This is a genomic window from Pantoea sp. Morm (assembly GCF_016643525.1).
Lineage (GTDB): Bacteria > Pseudomonadota > Gammaproteobacteria > Enterobacterales > Enterobacteriaceae > Pantoea > Pantoea dispersa.
In genome coordinates, this window is the sequence record NZ_VOQX01000032.1 from 39,915 (window position 1) to 53,953 (window position 14,039).

20 protein-coding genes are annotated in these 14,039 nt (G+C 54.3%); 8 read left to right on the top strand and 12 right to left on the bottom strand.

What is annotated here, in order from left to right:
• Positions 1–43: 43 nt before the first annotated feature.
• Positions 44–1,009, top strand: a complete 966-nt coding sequence (locus tag FT726_RS13120) for an FAD:protein FMN transferase (RefSeq protein WP_215480223.1) — start codon at positions 44–46, stop codon at positions 1,007–1,009.
• Here the strand turns inward: FT726_RS13120 and dcuR are convergent.
• The 10 genes from dcuR to FT726_RS13170 all read right to left on the bottom strand — a co-directional run bounded on the left by dcuR (position 1,003) and on the right by FT726_RS13170 (position 9,712).
• Positions 1,003–1,722, bottom strand: a complete 720-nt coding sequence (gene dcuR, locus FT726_RS13125) for a two-component system response regulator DcuR (protein ID WP_021506339.1) — start codon at positions 1,720–1,722, stop codon at positions 1,003–1,005. The two genes, FT726_RS13120 and dcuR, sit on opposite strands and share 7 nt — an antisense overlap.
• The gene (locus FT726_RS13130; RefSeq protein WP_346302911.1) at positions 1,715–3,349 is read right to left on the bottom strand and encodes a sensor histidine kinase; all 1,635 of its coding nucleotides are present in this window, start codon (positions 3,347–3,349) and stop codon (positions 1,715–1,717) included. The genes dcuR and FT726_RS13130 overlap by 8 nt, the downstream gene beginning before the upstream one ends.
• 114 nt (positions 3,350–3,463) lie before the next feature.
• A complete protein-coding gene (gene msrA / locus FT726_RS13135) occupies positions 3,464–4,000 on the bottom strand; it encodes a peptide-methionine (S)-S-oxide reductase MsrA (RefSeq protein WP_021506337.1) in 537 nt (178 codons plus the stop codon).
• 346 nt (positions 4,001–4,346) lie between these two features.
• Positions 4,347–4,772, bottom strand: a complete 426-nt coding sequence (locus tag FT726_RS13140; protein WP_223815622.1) for a hypothetical protein — start codon at positions 4,770–4,772, stop codon at positions 4,347–4,349.
• 388 nt (positions 4,773–5,160) lie between these two features.
• Complete coding sequence (gene umuC, locus FT726_RS13145) at positions 5,161–6,429, bottom strand: translesion error-prone DNA polymerase V subunit UmuC (RefSeq protein ID WP_288422645.1); 1,269 nt, start codon at positions 6,427–6,429, stop codon at positions 5,161–5,163.
• A gap of 225 nt (positions 6,430–6,654) precedes the next feature.
• On the bottom strand, positions 6,655–7,524 hold the full coding sequence (locus FT726_RS13150) for a manganese catalase family protein (protein WP_021506333.1): 870 nt from the start codon (positions 7,522–7,524) through the stop codon (positions 6,655–6,657).
• Between the two features lie 36 nt (positions 7,525–7,560).
• Positions 7,561–8,076, bottom strand: a complete 516-nt coding sequence (locus tag FT726_RS13155) for a ferritin-like domain-containing protein (RefSeq protein WP_021506332.1) — start codon at positions 8,074–8,076, stop codon at positions 7,561–7,563.
• A 27-nt stretch (positions 8,077–8,103) separates the two neighbouring features.
• Positions 8,104–8,577 (bottom strand): ferritin-like domain-containing protein, encoded by a 474-nt coding sequence (locus FT726_RS13160; protein WP_021506331.1) that lies wholly within the window; start codon positions 8,575–8,577, stop codon positions 8,104–8,106.
• A gap of 157 nt (positions 8,578–8,734) precedes the next feature.
• Complete coding sequence (locus FT726_RS13165) at positions 8,735–8,902, bottom strand: general stress protein (protein WP_021506330.1); 168 nt, start codon at positions 8,900–8,902, stop codon at positions 8,735–8,737.
• A gap of 318 nt (positions 8,903–9,220) precedes the next feature.
• Complete coding sequence (locus FT726_RS13170) at positions 9,221–9,712, bottom strand: nicotinamide-nucleotide amidohydrolase family protein (RefSeq protein ID WP_346302912.1); 492 nt, start codon at positions 9,710–9,712, stop codon at positions 9,221–9,223.
• Between the two features lie 232 nt (positions 9,713–9,944).
• On the opposite strand from FT726_RS13170, the gene FT726_RS13175 reads away from it, so the two are divergent.
• The 6 genes from FT726_RS13175 to FT726_RS13200 all read left to right on the top strand — a co-directional run bounded on the left by FT726_RS13175 (position 9,945) and on the right by FT726_RS13200 (position 12,881).
• A complete protein-coding gene (locus tag FT726_RS13175) occupies positions 9,945–10,451 on the top strand; it encodes a hypothetical protein (protein ID WP_104092840.1) in 507 nt (168 codons plus the stop codon).
• 12 nt (positions 10,452–10,463) lie between these two features.
• Complete coding sequence (locus tag FT726_RS13180; protein ID WP_058776508.1) at positions 10,464–10,925, top strand: DUF421 domain-containing protein; 462 nt, start codon at positions 10,464–10,466, stop codon at positions 10,923–10,925.
• A gap of 276 nt (positions 10,926–11,201) precedes the next feature.
• A complete protein-coding gene (locus FT726_RS13185) occupies positions 11,202–11,387 on the top strand; it encodes a general stress protein (RefSeq protein WP_071813571.1) in 186 nt (61 codons plus the stop codon).
• Positions 11,388–11,860: 473 nt separating this feature from the next.
• Positions 11,861–12,106 (top strand): regulatory protein YcgZ, encoded by a 246-nt coding sequence (gene ycgZ, locus FT726_RS13190; RefSeq protein ID WP_021506325.1) that lies wholly within the window; start codon positions 11,861–11,863, stop codon positions 12,104–12,106.
• 164 nt (positions 12,107–12,270) lie between these two features.
• Positions 12,271–12,561, top strand: a complete 291-nt coding sequence (locus FT726_RS13195) for a hypothetical protein (protein WP_288422537.1) — start codon at positions 12,271–12,273, stop codon at positions 12,559–12,561.
• Between the two features lie 53 nt (positions 12,562–12,614).
• The gene (locus FT726_RS13200) at positions 12,615–12,881 is read left to right on the top strand and encodes a biofilm development regulator YmgB/AriR family protein (protein WP_021506323.1); all 267 of its coding nucleotides are present in this window, start codon (positions 12,615–12,617) and stop codon (positions 12,879–12,881) included.
• A gap of 31 nt (positions 12,882–12,912) precedes the next feature.
• On the opposite strand, the gene FT726_RS13205 is transcribed toward FT726_RS13200, so the two are convergent.
• Complete coding sequence (locus tag FT726_RS13205) at positions 12,913–13,113, bottom strand: hypothetical protein (RefSeq protein ID WP_021506322.1); 201 nt, start codon at positions 13,111–13,113, stop codon at positions 12,913–12,915.
• 193 nt (positions 13,114–13,306) lie between these two features.
• The gene (locus FT726_RS13210; RefSeq protein ID WP_021506321.1) at positions 13,307–13,606 is read right to left on the bottom strand and encodes a hypothetical protein; all 300 of its coding nucleotides are present in this window, start codon (positions 13,604–13,606) and stop codon (positions 13,307–13,309) included.
• A 282-nt stretch (positions 13,607–13,888) separates the two neighbouring features.
• Between FT726_RS13210 and FT726_RS13215 the strand changes: the two genes are divergently transcribed.
• A partial coding sequence (locus FT726_RS13215; protein ID WP_346302914.1) for a hypothetical protein occupies positions 13,889–14,039 on the top strand: 151 nt, incomplete at its 3' end.

The following is a 14,039-nucleotide window of genomic DNA, read 5'->3' on the forward strand; positions in this document are numbered from 1 at the left end:
CGATGCCCGCGCCCTGCGGGCATCGTTCTCTTGCGGGGCCACAATGACAAGCGACGCTGGCGTCCATTCCTATTCTGCCGTCCTCATGGGTTCGCCCATTCTGCTCAAACTGTTCGAAGACAATCCTACGCTGGCCAGCCAGGTCTTTCGCCTGATCAAACAGCAGGAAAACCTGTTTACCGTCAACCGCGCCGAATCCGAAGTGATGGCCATTAATCAGGCCGCCGGACGCCATCCGGTGGTGGTGAGCGCGCCGGTTTTTGCGCTGATTAGCGTGGCGCACGCGGTGAGCATCCTGCCGGACAGCGCGTTTAACTTCACCATCGGTCCGGTGGTGAAACGCTGGAAGATTGGTTTTCAGGGGCGTGAAGTGCCGCCCGCAGCGGAGATTGAGGCGCTGCTGCGCCTGACCGATCCGCATCAGGTGGTGCTCGATGCTGAACAGCGCTCGGTGTTTCTGCCGCTGCCGGGCATGGAGATCGATCTGGGCGCCATTGCGAAAGGCTACATCGCCGATGTGGTGCAGGCATTTCTGCGTCAGCAGGGTGTTGCGCAGGCGCTGATTAATCTCGGTGGCAATGTGCAGACGCTCGGCAGCCCGCCGCATCAGCCGCAGGGCTGGGGCATCGGGCTCAAAAAACCGTTTGGCCGGGACGATGAGCTGCTGGGTACGCTGCAGGTGCAGGGCAAATCGGTGGTGACGTCCGGGATTTATGAGCGCTACTTTGAACGCGACGGCCGCTGCTGGCATCACATCTTTGATCCGCGCACCGGTTATCCGCTGGACAATGCGTTATTGAGCGTGACGGTGATTGCCGATCGCTCGCTGGATGGCGATATCTATACCACGCTGCTGTACGGCATGGGCGTAGAGCAGGGGCTGGCGTATCTCGCCGGCCAGCCTGACATCGACGCGGTGTTTGTCACCCGCGATCGGCAGATTATCTGCTCGCCGGCGCGCCATTTCCGCTTCAGCCAGCTGGATTTCAGCTGGCAGCTGCGTCACTGACAGTACTGCTGCAGCAGCGAATGGTACTCCGGCTGCAGGCGATAGCGATACACCGGGCGGCCGGTGGCGCCGTAGTGAATGCTGGTGAACAGAATATTAATCTGTGCCAGCCAGATCAGGTATTTGCGACACGAAACGCGTGAAATGTTCACCTCTGCCGCCAGCTCGTCGGTGGAAAACTCATGGCCGGGATGGGCGTCAATCCACTGACACAGCGTGCGCAGCGTCTGCGGCGTTAAGCCTTTCGGCAGCCGTTTGTTGTCGTGCTGGGTGGCCGGGCTGCCGTGCATCAGCAGATCGAGGTCCGACTGCTGATAGTAGTGCTGATTGTCCATCAGCGATTTTTTCTGCCGCCAGCCGGTCAGCGCCTCTTCAAAACGCGGGAACTGGAACGGTTTGATCAGGTAGTCGACTACGCCGTAGTGCAGCGAGGTTTTAATGTTCTCCGCGTCGGCCGCTGACGAAATGATGATCACTTCTACTGAACTCTGCGCCTGGCGCAGCTCCGGCAGCAGATCGAGCCCGTTCTCCTGCTGCATATAGATATCGAGCAGCACCAGGTCGATCGGCGTTTCGCTATTAAACAGGAACTCGCGCGCCTGCTGCAGCGTCGCGGCGGTACCCACGCAGTGAAAGCCCGGCACCTGGCCGATAAAGCTGCGGTTCAGCTCGGCCACCATGGCGTCATCGTCGACCACTAACACGTTAATCATGCGGTTTGGTTCCTCCATCCCACGGAAGTTGGACTAAAAATTGGGTGAACACGCCAGGCTCGGACTCCACGCTGACGCTGCCGCCGAGGTGCTCCGTCTGCTGTTTCAGCAGGAACAGGCCGACCCCGCGATCCTCGCCTTTGGTGGAGAAGCCCTTGTCGAACACGGTTGCCAGATGCTGCGGCGCAATGCCCGGTCCGTCATCGCTCACTTCACAGGTCAGCCAGCCGTTCTGATAGTGCAGCATGACGTGGATTTCGCCCTCGGTCTGCTCACTCATTGCATCCAGCGCATTCTCCACCAGATTGCCGACCACGGTGATCAGCGCCGCCATTTGCTGCTCGTTGCCGCTGTCCGGCAGGTAACTGGCATCGCTGATGGTCAGGCGATGGCCGCAATCAGAGGCGCGGTTAATTTTGCTGAGCAGAAAACCGGCAATCACCGGTGATTTGATCTTCTCCAGCAGGAAGCCGATTTCCGTCTGATAGTTATTAGCGGTCTTCAGAATATAGGCTTCTACCTGCGCATAATTTTTCATGTGCAGCAGGCCGAGGATCACGTGCAGCTTATTCATGAACTCGTGCGAGCGCTCACGCAGGGCATCAACATAGTTTACCATGCCGGTCAGACGCTGCATCAGCTGGCTGATTTCGGTCTTGTCCCTGAAGGTGCAGACCGCGCCGATAATGCGTCCCTGACTGCGCACCGGCACGGTGTTGCTCAGCAGCAGTCGGCCATTGACGTTGAGCTCCTCATCGCGCCGTGCGCGACCGCCGTTGAGCACTTCCTGCAGATGCTGGTCGATCACCGAAGCATCATAAATGCGCGCGGTACTCACTACGCTGCTGCCCATTTTATCGCTCAGCAGCTGGCGCGCCGCCTGATTGACCAGCGTCACCTCACCCCGATCGTCCATCGCCACCACGCCTTCCTTGACGGAGTTAAGGATCGCCTGGCGCTGCTCAAACAGGGTGGAAATTTCGTATGGCTCGAGGCCGAACAGGATACGCTTCAGCACGCGCACCAGAATGAAGGTGCCAACCGCGCCGGCAAAAGTGCCGATCAGAATGGTCCACAGAATGCTCCAGCGACTCTGGTTGATCTGGTCGGTGACCGCCTCCAGCGAGATGCCGATAGCCACCACGCCAATCTGCCGCTGCTGGGCGTCGTACACCGGGGTAAACACGCGCAGTGATTTGGCCAGCGAGCCCTGATTCACGGAGACATTCTCGTTGCCGCGCAGCGCCGGTTCGATGTCCGGGCCGATAAAGTGTTTGCCCACCAGCTCCGGATTACGGTGTGAGTAGCGGATGCCATCCATGTTGGTGATGCTGATAAACAGCAAATTATTGCTCTCTTCCACCGCTTTGGCGATGGGCTGGATAGCGGCCCGGTCGGGCGGCAGGCGAAGCGCCTGCTGAATTTCAGGTGATTTCGCCAGCGTGCGCGCCACCGCCATGGCTTTATCCTCCAGCTGGCTGCGCGTCGCGGCCCCAATCTGGAAGAAATAAAACATGTGTACGCTCAGCAGCACCAGCACAATCACCGCGCTGAGCATCAGCGTCACCAGGGTGTTGAGCTTCATCGGTCGCCTGCGCGCCGGCGTGGCTTGCTGTGGAGAGGTCATGATCGTGCTCTGCGGAAAACGGGGGGCTATTATGACGGATAATCCGCAGCGGGTCGCGCTAAATGCAGGAAGGCCGTCAGCGATGACGACCTTCCGTGGGGGAGAGCGGGCGGGTTAACCCTGTTTCACCCGGTTAGCGAAGCTTTTACGCAGTTTCTGCAGCTTCGGCGGGATCACCGCCAGGCAGTAACCGTTGCGCTGGCCGGCACCGTCCCAGTAATCCTGATGATAATCTTCTGCCGGGTACCAGGCTTTCAGCGGCTCGATGGTGGTCACCACCGGCACGCTGTGATCTTCCTGCGCGCGGGCAATTGCCGCAATCGCTTCGGCTTCCTGTTCCGCGTTAGCCGGGAAAATCGCCGAACGGTACTGGGTGCCGACATCATTACCCTGACGGTTCAGCTGGGTAGGATCGTGGGTGGCAAAGCTGATGTCCAGCAGATCGCCGTAGCTCACTTTCTCCGGATCGAAGCCTACGCGAATCGCTTCGGCGTGGCCGGTCGCACCGCTGCACACCTGCTCGTAGGTAGGATTAGGACGTTCACCGCCGGTGTAACCACTTTCGACTGACTCGACGCCAATCACATCTTTGAATACTGCTTCGGTGCACCAGAAACAGCCACCCGCGATAATCGCATATTCGGTTGCCATTGTTTTACTCCTGTCAGGGCGAAAGCGTTAGAGTGGGGGTTCAGCACGCTGAATTCAAGCCGCTTTCTGTTAACATTTCTGGCGCAACCTGGCGCGGCTTAGCCCGTAGCGCCTTGCCATTGCGCGCAGACGATTTGCGCCGCACGGGTGCAGCATTGATGCACACGCCAGTTGATCTGCCAGCGGCGCTTTTACCTGCGCGATAAAACGTTATTCAGCGGTGAGATGTCGTGGTTTATTTGCGCGTAATAGCCCGGATGATACGAAGCAGATAATATTCTTGTTTAAATAGAATAACGCGGCTCAGCTGAGCCGCATCAGGTAAATGACTTTCTGTCGATGCGGATTAACGGATACTCCAGTAGTCTACAATATCGCTATTATTAAAAGTGATATAGAGTCTATTACCATGTATTTCGGTATTTCCACTACGTTTATCTGCCATTTTGCCTGCCGTAGAGGATACTTCACTTGCTGAGTTTGCCATACCTAACGCGCCGGATACGGCTCCCGCTCCCGGGATGTAGCCCAGCAGCGAAGAGGCGCTGCTGTAATCCGCATTTTTCTCGTAAATCCAGGTAGTGCCCTGAGAGGATTTTTGATTATCATCCGGGACACCATAAAGCTGCTGCACTTCCGCCTTGGTGGTTTTCCCTTCTTTAATGTGTGACTGAACGTAGGTCGCGCTGTATTTATCCTCACCCCCCGTCGACGAACATCCACTTAACAGGATAACGAGCATCACCATCAAACCCATAAGGTTAATTTTCATTTTTCCCTCTTTGTAAGTTTATTGTAAAGTCCAGATTTAAATATCACGGCATTAATGGTTGCGCAATATTATAATGGTGCGCTTTATCTCATTTTGCTGATGCGGCAATTTTAATTATGGTTAACCTTTTGATATGGATTTGTTTTTGTTGTGATGCGCCGGCAATAAATTTTCATTGATTTTAAAATAGCGTCGGCCATTTAGGGCAGTGAAGTTTAAGCATTAAGTGCTGTATTCGTCAGCGCCCGATATTGATCAATTATCTGTAAATTAATTTCATCATTAATCGCGTATCGATTGGTGTGAATTATCAATTTTCTCTCCCGCCGCCTTGCGATTATTCCGCGCAGCGTGACAGGTTCAGGGTTGTCGCAGGGGAGAGGTTAAGTCACTTTGCCTTCACGCGCGGCACGTCACTAATACGCGTGGTGTAAGCCGGAGACAGCATGTCGCGTTTCATCGCCCAGGGTTTCTGGATGCCCTGACCGGCAAACCACAAGGCACCGCGCTGGTGAGCGTTGATCTTATCCATCAGCGCCATCAGCTGATCGCTGTTACGGCGCGGCTGATAGTCAGCAAACAGATCAAGCTGCGCCACCCCGTCGCTGAAGAAGTCTCCCAGCATCACGCCGCCTTTCAGGTAGCGCTTGCCGGGGATCCAGATGCGATCCAGGCAGTTGAGCGTGGCCTGAATGATGTCGCGGCTGTCGGCGGTAGGGGTAATCAGCGTCTGGCTGGCGGCATTGGCATAGTAGGGCTGATGCGGATCGTGCGGGCTGGTGCGGATAAAGGTGCCGATGTAGCGGCAGTACTGACGCTCGCTGCGCAGTTTCTCCGCTGCGCGTGCCGCATAGCTGGCGATGGCTTCGCGCATATCCTGATAATCGGTAATGCGATCGCCAAACGAGCGCGAGCAGAGGATATTCTGCCGGTGCGGAATCACCTCTTCAAACGCCAGGCACGGTTCGCCGCGCAGCTCGCGCACGGTGCGCTCCAGCACCACGCCGAAATGCTTGCGGATCAGCGCAGTGGGCGTCTCCGCCAGCTGCAGGGCGGTTTGAATGCCCATCAGGTTCAGCTTGCTGGATAAACGGCGGCCGACGCCCCACACTTCCTCTACGCCCACCCGCTGCATCAGGCCGCGCTGGCGCGCCGGATCAGAGAGGTCCATGACGTTTTCGGCTTTGGTCCAGCGTTTGGCCGCCCAGTTAGCCAGCTTGGCGAGGGTTTTCGTTGGCGCGATGCCGACGCCCACTTTCAGGTGCGTCTCTTTCCACAGGCAGTCACGTACCTGCTCTCCAAAGCGCGTCAGCGAGGTGTAGCCTTCAATTCCGCTGACATCAAGAAAGGCCTCGTCAATCGAGTAGACATCCACGCGCGGCGCCAGCCGGTCGAGCGTCTCCATCACGCGCGCCGACATGTTGCCGTACAGCGCATAGTTAGATGAAAACACCACCACCTGATGACGCATCAGCTCGTCGCGATGTTTAAACCAGGGCGCACCCATTTTGATGCCGAGCGCCTTCGCTTCGCGGCTCAGCGAGATAATGCAGCCATCATTGTTTGACAGCACCACGATCGGCCTGCCGCGCAGATCCGGGCGAAACACGGTTTCGCAGCTGGCGTAGAAAGAGTTTACGTCGACCAATGCATACATCATCGGCACCCCGAAAATACTGTATATAAAAACAGTATAGGTCAGATGCAGTAAAAATGAGAAGCAGAAATCGATCTGTCCGGCCAGGTTGCTGGTGGGGAAAAGAACAGGGTGGTTACAGATAGCAGGACGAAAAAAACGGCGTTCCCGTCAGGGAAACGCCGTGGGCCAGGGGCCAGTTACTGCGCGAGAAAAAAACGTGTCACTGCCTGGTCTGACTGAACGTCAGGGCGACTTCTTGCTGCCTGCTTCCGCGCCGGTAATCGGATCGATCAGCGGATCGGACGCGGTGCGTGCGGCCAGCGCGTCAATGTCGCGCTGCTCATCCGGCGACAGCGTCACGGAGGGCAGACCATCTCCGCCGTCAACGGCTGGCTGCGGATCGGCCACATAATCGAAGTTGTCATCGGAGTTCCAGCTACCGCGCACGTCATCACCTTCCGACATGTTGTAGTAGTTGTGCGCATACTGCTCAATTGGCGGCAGCTTGCCCGGTGGGAAGTTGTCGCGAATGGAGTACAGCGCTTTCTCAAATGAAAGCTGGTGCGCGGCTTCACGCGTCATCAGGAAGCCTAACGCATCCTTCACGCCGACATCGTCAGTGACGTTGATCAGGCGTTCATAGATGATTTTGGCGCGCGCTTCGGCGGCGATATTAGAACGCAGATCCGCCGTCACTTCGCCGATGGTATCCACGTAAGCCGCGGTCCACGGCACGCCGCCGGAGTTGGTCAGCGGCGGACCACCGCCATAAAGAATCGAAGTCAGATGGCTATCGTTACCGGCACCCGTGATTGAGCGATATAGTTCGCCTTCCTCTTCAGTGCCTTCGGCCAGCTTGCCTTTGGCGCCTTTATTGAGCATGCCAACCAGCGAGCCGATAATCTCAAGATGACTGAGCTCCTCGGTAGCGATATCCATCAGCAGGTCGCGGCGTCCTAAATCCTCATCGCCGAGGCCCTGGGTAAAATAGCGCATGGCCGCTGCCAGTTCGCCCTGCGGACCGCCAAACTGCTCTAGCAGCAGATTGGCCAGGCCCGGGTTCGGCGCACTGACGCGCACCGTGTACTGCAGTTTCTTAACGTGTCGAAACATAGCTCACCTCAAAAAGTCTCTTACGAAAAGAGAAAATCAGCGTTTCGCTTTCGCGTCCGGGTCTTCGCTGCGCAGCAGGAACTGATCGGTCAGTTCAGGCATGTGCGTTAACATCCAGTCCGCCATCGCGATCTCCTGCTCACAGATCTGTTTGAGAATGGCCACGCTCTCCTGATCCCCGGCACGCGTGGCGGCGCTGATCAGGCTGGTGTAACTGCCAATCTCGGCATTCTCGAACACGTAGCCGCTGATAGCGCCTTTCACCACTTCGTCTTCCGCGAAGGTACCGCCAAAGGCCTGGCCCATGGCGGCCATTTTCCCCATAACGTCTTTCACGCTGGAGTGGGAAATGCCGTGACGGTCGAGAATGGATTCCAGCAAAGACTGCTGCTGACGGGTTTCTTCGATGTGCTGCTCAATGCGTGCACGCAGCTGCGGGTAGTTTTCCAGGCGTTTTGCCATCTGCTCGAGCATGGTTTCGGCCTGTTTTTCCATGGCATGAGCGTCGCGCAGCCAGTCGTGATAATGCGAAAGTGCGGATGTGGTCGTCATATCTACCTCCGTTGTACGGCAGTCGCGTTACTGCTTTTCCGCGATATCCGTGAGTTTTTCATCGGTGGATTTTTCTTCGGCTAATGTGGCGGCCAGCAGCTCTGCGGCCTGGTTGAGCTCCAGCTTTTTCGCCATGGCCACCAGCGTGCCGTAAGTGGCGATTTCATAGTGCTCAACCTTCTGCGCCGCGCCGATCAGGCCAGCATCGCGCACCGGGCCGGCTTCGGTGGATTCAATCAGCTCCTGCGCTTCTTCTACCAGACCTTCCAGTGCATGGCACTTCATACGCATGATGCGCAGCTCATCGTGGCTCTCTACGACCTGATCGAGGCGCTCAATTTGTCCCTGGGTCTCTTCCAGATGTTGCTGAAAAGCGTTTTTTAAACTTTCATCGGAGGCTGCCCGGACCAGTTTGGGTAACGCACGGGTGATCTGTTTCTCCGCGCTGTAAACGTCCGAAAGATCGTGAATAAAAAGATCGAGTAGCGATTTAACTTTCATGGAATATTCTCCGAATCGGTGATTAACGGGAGGCTGAAGCCATTAAGTGATAACGCGATTAAGAGAGGGAATGAAACGAAGCAATAAATCCCTGTCATCCTGTTGATGACGGAGCATTCCCTGCTCCGAGACATTCCTTACTCTGCGTTACAGCGCATCAGGAATCGCGATGGCTATTCTGTCCGCCTTTTTTGCCGGCTTCGGACGCTTTCTCACGGTCGTTTTTGAAATTACCGCCGCTGTTTTGTCCGCCTTTTTTACCCGCTTCAGATGCTTTCTCTTTGTCTTCTGCGAAATTACCTGAACCGCCTCTATGCTCTGTCATACTATTACCTCGTGATGAGTAATAAATAACATGACGCATCTGCCGCCATGCATGTTTTGCACACTTAATACTAATGCAGGCTGCCTCACTGACAAGCGCGACGGTTATATTTTTCACGCCTCGCTAACGCTATATTAATGAGAAGGCTGGAGATTGTGGTGTAAAATAACCACGCAATTTTTAGCGAGCCGGTCCATATTACGGTCTCGCTTTTAACCTGCCTGATGATTATTTATGCTCTACACATTTTCCTTAGGTGGAAATTTCATCCGCCTGGCTTATTTTATTGACGTTTAATCATTGAACAGCGAATCGGTGCTAAATAGCGTCGAGCAGACGGTTCAATTCCGCCAGACTAAAAAGGGTTGCTTTGCGCACCACTTCTTCACCTTCACCTGAAAACCATTGCCGGCTGGTGTGCACGCTGCCATCTGCCAGACACCATGCAAACCACACGGTGCCGGCTGGCGTGCCGTCCTCACCGCCGTCCGGGCCGGCATAGCCACTGACGGCAATAGCCAGCGTATCCCCGGAGAGCTTTTTCGCGCCGCAGGCCATCTCCCGTACCGCGGCTTCACTGACGGCGGTATCACGCGCCAGCGTCTCTGCGCTGACGCCCAGCACGCGCTGCTTCGCCTGATTGGTGTAAGTAATAAAGCCGCTGCTGTAAAAGCTGCTGCTGTCGCTGGCGGCCGCCAGCGCGGAACCGACCCAGCCAGAGGTGCAGGATTCGGCGGTGGTGACGCTCAGGCCGGCGGCCAGTAATTTATTACCCACTTCGGTCGCTAAATTAACCAGTTCTTCATCCATATTCTGTATTCCTTGTCAGAGTAAAATTAATAAACCCCGTCTCTGGCGCTGCTCACAGGCATTGCCAGCGGCGGGCATCCGAATTATAGGCGTAATTTCTGCACCGCTGCTTAGCCGAATTAAACTGTTACCGAGGATCCCGGCGTTTACCGCTAAGCTTAAAATTCAGGACAAAGAGGAAATAACCTTAGCGATAAGATGTCAGCTAATTAACTGTAAGAGGAATAACGCCATGAAGAAAGATGAGTTAGCCAGCCGTGATTATCCGGTACAGGAGGATATGCGCTGGCAACGCAGGGAGAGTGTTATACAGCGTATCGGTGAATACGTGCTGATGGTGATTGTGATCCTGGGTGCCTGCGGGCTGTTTTCCAAAGGCATATTAAGTGACGGGCAGGCGCAGTCGGCTGATGGTTCCGTCAGCCTGCGCTATGAACGTTTTGGTCGCATCGACAGCAATATGAACCTGCGGATTCGCGTGGCACCGCAGAGCGGCGAGCGTTTCACCGTCACGCTAGGCAGCGGCGCGTTAGACGATTTGCAGATCCAGACGCTACAGCCACAGCCACAGCAGGCCATCACGCGGGATAACACGCTGCAGCTGACTTACGCCAGCGAGGCGGCAGAAGGTCATGTGATCTGGCTGGGGATTCAGCCGCAGGCGGCGGGACGGGTTGCGCTGAGCGTGCACGTCAATCATCAGGTACCGGTAAAGGTATCGCAGTGGATTTACCCATAAAAGGAGAGCGTTATGGAAACGGTATTACGCGCAGCCGCCATTTATCTGTTGTTAATGGTGGTATTTAAAATTGCCGGTCGACGCACACTGCTGCAAATGACCTCATTCGATTTGATTCTGCTGCTGATTATTAGCGAAGCCACACAGCAGGCATTGCTGGGTGATGACTTTTCCGTTACCGGTGCCAGCCTCACCATCATTACCTTAATCACTATTGATATTGTGCTGGGCAAACTCAAAGCGCGCTTTCCGCTATTCGAACAAATGGCGGAGGGAGGACCGCTGGTTTTGGTGGAGCATGGCCGGATATTAACGCAGCGGCTAAAAATGTCGGGCATCAGTCGGGAAGATATCCTCGAGGCCGCGCGTTCAGGTCAGGGGCTGGAACGCATCGATCAAATTAAATACGCGGTGCTGGAAGTGAGCGGTCATATTTCCATCATCCCGGAAAATTCAGATAAAACTGAAAAATAGCAACAATCTCTCAATACTTGTTTGTGATGCAGATCACACTTTTGTTAATTAATTGATTTTATACCACTAAAATTATTTTGTACAAGTTTGAAAAAAAAATCTTTTCAAGCAACCCGCTATAAGCGCAGCGGTAAAAATAACCATTTGCGCATGGCTTTTTGTCAGCGCAAATATGCATATTAAATGTTGTTTTATCTCCAATCCCATCCATATTGTTCCTGTGTGGAGATATTCTGTCGTTTAACTACTTAATTATTTTTATCAATGGGGTGACATATGACACAACGACGTGGTGGTGCAGGTAATTTTGCAGAAAATACCGAGCGTGCTCGCGAAGCGGGTAAAAAAGGCGGCAGCGTCAGCAGCGGGAATTTTAAAAACTGTCCTGAAAGGGCAGTAGAAGCGGGCAGACGCGGTGGAAAAGTAAGTCGTCGCGGCAAAACCGCAGCGGCGGAAGCTTAAACCGCCTTCTTTAATATAAATGCAGTCAGCGTAATCAGTTAAGCTACCCTGAGGCGGCTTAATCGGTAACGCAGCGGCGCAATTCAGGGAGTGGTCCATTGCGCCGCACGCATTTTATATCACCAGCTGCCGTGCTGCAGGGAACGAAAAAATGACGCGCGGTAATATCTGATAAGCGCAGCGGCTGCAACCACCAATAACGATTGTTAGCGCGAGAGGAAATAAGTAACAGGCAGATTAGGTGGCACTGATAACGAAGCGATACGTTATCGACTCATTATTAATGTGGACCTGATCGGGCGTTGGCGATGTTAAAAAATTTCAATTTATGCATGGGTTAATAACTTTTCGGTAGCACTTTTTGCAACAAAAAAACCCCATTCTCTTGTTTATCCTCTTGTACAGATTTTGAAAAACTTGTACAACTTAGCCAGAACATTTTTCTGACAATTTAATGTTAACGGGAGTCACTTATGCGCCAGAACGGATACACTCCGAACTCAGTCGAGGCGATTGCCAACTATTTTAGCAAAGCCACGCTGCCTTCGCAGCAGGAGACGCTGGGCCAGGTCGTGGTCGAAATCCTGCGTGAAGGCCGTAATCTGAACCGTAAATCGCTGTGTACTAAGCTGCTGCGTCGTCTGGAGCTCGCTTCTACCACGGAAGAAGAGCACCATTATCACCAGCTGATTGGCCTGCTATTTGAACGCGAGAGCTGAGAGCGAAGCGAAAGCGTCCAGGTTGTACACACGAAAACGCCATTCTGATAACGTATCACTGCATGTATGACTTGTGACGGGCTGTATCGCGCCGCAGGATAGCGGCGCTGTTTTTCTGTCGCGTTCCCGGTCGGGGCAGGCAGCATGCAGAGATTTCTTATGATATGAACAGAAGCGAACACCAGACTCTTATTGATGAGATCATCGGCGAAGCGGCGTTAACGCTGCTGCAGCGTTCCGGGCCGGTCACCACCCAGGCGTTGCTTGATGAGCTCCACATTATGCAGCAGCAGGCCAGCGATGATGCGCAGGCGGCTGCGATTCGCACGGCAATCGATGAAGTCCGGTCGAGCATGACGGCTGGACAAAAGCGGCGTGGCGGACAACCGGATCGCGATAATGTGCATCCGCTGTTTGGCCACAACGGTCAGGGTGGCGGCAGCCGCAAGCACTGACTGACAGTTAAATTATAATCTGACTGTATTGCTCACAGTACGGGAAAAGAACGATGTCGGAGAATCACTCTCTCTATTCTGCGCTGCCGGACACGGAACTGGCGGCGCATTTTCGCGATGCCGGAGTGGCATTGAGTGAAGAGGCCGCGGTACTGAATGATGTCATTCGTAGCGTGCTGGCCAGCGAAGGCCGCGTCAGTAACAAATCCATCATTCTATGTCTGATTATGGCGCTGGAAGCGACACAGGACGAAGCGCAGGCAAGTGTGCTGCGCAGAACGCTGGAAATTGTGGTGGGTTATACGCCAGACGACGCCTGACGCAGAGGTCCCCGCGCAGGCGGGGATCGGTTCAGTGCATAAGATCTGCCAGTAGTCTTATTGCGGCATCGCAGCGATGCCGGAAATCCTCATCACGCGCGTCTGCTTTCATCGTATGCAGCACCTGCGTCACGTCATGTATCCTGAATACGCTACCTTCCCTGATAAATTCCGTCACCGCGATGCCTATCAGCGCATACAGATCCGGTGCAGGACGGTTAACTTGTTTCACGTCACCTCCGGGACTTGTATATCCGTACAGTGTTACACAGGTGATAACAACCCAATACCTTTTTCTGCTGTCAGTGAAAATGGCACAGGTTATTCGTCAGACAGATTGCCAGGCGTTATCACGCTGCGCGAATAGTAATACGCTGCTGTAGCAGATTCATGCAACTAAAAAATGGTTAAGCATGCCGATAACTCTATTTTAGCGCTGCGCTTATTGCGCCCGGAACATTCACCGACACGCTGCGCGGCGGGCGGGAATTATCGCGCCTGCTGCGACCGAGGTTAAATTTATGCAGCCAGCTGCGGTACTGCCTGATTAATTCCTGCGCATTTTTTTCATCACTGACGCGACAAATAAACAGCTGGCTCATGGTCTGGTGCTCAGCCGCCGTGGCGTAGATCTCGCAGGCCATCTCGCGTTGCTGCAGTTCAATCGCCGTAAAATGTAACTGCGGCCACTGCTGCAGTCGGTTAGCGAACATTTTATAGTCCATTTTAGGATCCTTTTATTTTTCTATTTTCTACTGGTATTACCTGTAAAAGGCACAATAGACCAAAAGTGAAAAAGCGCCAGTTTTGCGGGTCACGACCCATTAAATAGTGCACAAAATGAAAAAAATATTAACGTGTACAGCTTTTACCGCTGCGCTTATATTTTCGTGAAAGATTGAATAAGCGCAGCGGCTAATAGCTGCAGTGCAGAAATACCGTCTGGCTCGCAGCATCGCCTATCCTCTATTAGGGTTAACTGATGGCTAACCAAAGGAGAAGAGGGCATGACCAATCCGAGTGCCGCCGATGAACTGGCGCTGATCGATCGCTACTGGCGCGCCGCCAATTATCTGTCCGTCGGGCAAATCTACCTGATGGCCAACCCGCTGTTACGCGAACCACTGCAGCCCGGGCATATCAAGCCACGTCTGCTCG

Bases quoted from the DNA above. Each gene is read 5' to 3' on its own strand.
- FT726_RS13120 (WP_215480223.1), top strand. From the start codon at position 44: ATGACAAGCGACGCTGGCGTCCATTCCTATTCTGCCGTCCTCATGGGT.
- dcuR (WP_021506339.1), bottom strand. From the start codon at position 1,722: ATGATTAACGTGTTAGTGGTCGACGATGACGCCATGGTGGCCGAGCTG.
- FT726_RS13130 (WP_346302911.1), bottom strand. From the start codon at position 3,349: ATGACCTCTCCACAGCAAGCCACGCCGGCGCGCAGGCGACCGATGAAG.
- msrA (WP_021506337.1), bottom strand. From the start codon at position 4,000: ATGGCAACCGAATATGCGATTATCGCGGGTGGCTGTTTCTGGTGCACC.
- FT726_RS13140 (WP_223815622.1), bottom strand. From the start codon at position 4,772: ATGAAAATTAACCTTATGGGTTTGATGGTGATGCTCGTTATCCTGTTA.
- umuC (WP_288422645.1), bottom strand. From the start codon at position 6,429: ATGTATGCATTGGTCGACGTAAACTCTTTCTACGCCAGCTGCGAAACC.
- FT726_RS13150 (WP_021506333.1), bottom strand. From the start codon at position 7,524: ATGTTTCGACACGTTAAGAAACTGCAGTACACGGTGCGCGTCAGTGCG.
- FT726_RS13155 (WP_021506332.1), bottom strand. From the start codon at position 8,076: ATGACGACCACATCCGCACTTTCGCATTATCACGACTGGCTGCGCGAC.
- FT726_RS13160 (WP_021506331.1), bottom strand. From the start codon at position 8,577: ATGAAAGTTAAATCGCTACTCGATCTTTTTATTCACGATCTTTCGGAC.
- FT726_RS13165 (WP_021506330.1), bottom strand. From the start codon at position 8,902: ATGACAGAGCATAGAGGCGGTTCAGGTAATTTCGCAGAAGACAAAGAG.
- FT726_RS13170 (WP_346302912.1), bottom strand. From the start codon at position 9,712: ATGGATGAAGAACTGGTTAATTTAGCGACCGAAGTGGGTAATAAATTA.
- FT726_RS13175 (WP_104092840.1), top strand. From the start codon at position 9,945: ATGAAGAAAGATGAGTTAGCCAGCCGTGATTATCCGGTACAGGAGGAT.
- FT726_RS13180 (WP_058776508.1), top strand. From the start codon at position 10,464: ATGGAAACGGTATTACGCGCAGCCGCCATTTATCTGTTGTTAATGGTG.
- FT726_RS13185 (WP_071813571.1), top strand. From the start codon at position 11,202: ATGACACAACGACGTGGTGGTGCAGGTAATTTTGCAGAAAATACCGAG.
- ycgZ (WP_021506325.1), top strand. From the start codon at position 11,861: ATGCGCCAGAACGGATACACTCCGAACTCAGTCGAGGCGATTGCCAAC.
- FT726_RS13195 (WP_288422537.1), top strand. From the start codon at position 12,271: ATGAACAGAAGCGAACACCAGACTCTTATTGATGAGATCATCGGCGAA.
- FT726_RS13200 (WP_021506323.1), top strand. From the start codon at position 12,615: ATGTCGGAGAATCACTCTCTCTATTCTGCGCTGCCGGACACGGAACTG.
- FT726_RS13210 (WP_021506321.1), bottom strand. From the start codon at position 13,606: ATGGACTATAAAATGTTCGCTAACCGACTGCAGCAGTGGCCGCAGTTA.